Below are 882 nucleotides of genomic sequence, written 5' to 3' on the forward strand. Positions count from 1 at the left end.
TCCACGAACTGGAGGCCGCCCTCGGCCAGCCGCTGTTCGACCGGGTGGGCCGCGGCCTGCGGCTGAACGCCGCGGGCGAGCGGGTGACCGGCTACTTTCGCAGCATCCGCGGCAGCATGGAAGCGCTGAACCGCGAACTCAGCGAGATGCGGCTGGGCAGCGCGGGCAAGCTGTCGGTCGGCAGCATCATGGCGGCCTCGCCGGGTCGGCTGACCGACGCGCTGCTCGGGCTGAAGGCGGTGTTCCCGCTGCTGGCGCTGGAGATCGCCGTGGACACGAGCGACCGGCTGCTGGCGCAGCTGCGCGAGGGCGTGCTCGAAGTGGTCGTGGGCCGGCGTTCCGGCGATTCGGGCCGGGACTGCACCTTCCAGCCCATCGACGGCGAAGGCCTGGCGGTGGTGGTGCGCAACGGCCATCCCCTGGCGGGCAAGGCGCGCGTGGGCTTCGCGGCGCTGCTCGATTTTCCGTGGGTGCTGCAGCCGGCCGGCAGCCCCATGCGCGACCTGATCGCGCAGGAGTTCAAGGACCACGGCGCGGCGCTGCCGCAGGGGCTGATCGAGACCGGCTCCATCCTCACCACCATCAACCTGGTGCGGCGCTCCGAACTGATCGGGGTGATCCCGCAGGCCGTGGCGCAGCGCGATGCAGAGCACGGCCTGCTGCACGTGCTGCCCTACCGCTTCCAGCACACGCTGGAGGCCTACGGCAGCCTGGTGCGCCGACCGGCCGCTGAGCCCGCCGGCCCAGGCGTTCCTGCGGCTGCTGCACGCGCCGAAGTAGAACCCGGCCCCCGCGGGCTTCAGCGCGCGCGCAGCAGGCGCACGGCTTCGGGCAGGGAGTTGGCCTGCGGCACGAAGCGGTCGATGGCCGCGCCCAGCACCA

At 72.8% G+C, this 882-nt stretch carries 1 pseudogene; it reads left to right on the forward strand.

From position 1 onward, the window contains the following. Positions 1–780, forward strand: a pseudogene (locus tag AC27IQ_RS25925) (LysR family transcriptional regulator); the annotation flags it as partial. Positions 781–882: the final 102 nt, after the last annotated feature.

Source organism: Acidovorax sp. KPB24-07, from assembly GCF_057543315.1.